Here is a 254-nt window from a genome sequence, read left to right as displayed (position 1 = left end):
ATCTTAGCTAGTAGCATAATAGATAAGAAAAATACGCCAATAACGCCCACAATCACCTTAATCTTATTTCGCAACACAAAAGCAAGGGTTTTGACATAATAGCCATCACGTGCTTTAAAAAATGGCTCTGTGCGATAATAGAATCTTGAATACTCGGGAGGGACCTGAGTTGCAGAAACCATAGGGATAATGGTTAGAACAACGACTTAGTAGAGGCGTACAGCTGCTCCTTCGGTTATCTATAAGTTTTTGAA

At 39.0% G+C, this 254-nt stretch carries 1 protein-coding gene; it reads right to left on the bottom strand.

What is annotated here, in order from left to right; all coding sequences use genetic code 11:
- Nucleotides 1-182, bottom strand: a 182-nt coding sequence (locus KCO92_RS07290; protein WP_247598975.1) for an efflux RND transporter permease subunit, incomplete at its 3' end; no start/stop codon positions are given.
- Between the last annotated feature and the right edge of the window lie 72 nt (nt 183-254).

The sequence above is a fragment of the Helicobacter salomonis genome (genome assembly GCF_017979425.1).
In the GTDB taxonomy this organism is placed as follows: domain Bacteria; phylum Campylobacterota; class Campylobacteria; order Campylobacterales; family Helicobacteraceae; genus Helicobacter; species Helicobacter salomonis.
This window is presented reverse-complemented; position numbering and strand designations above follow the sequence as displayed.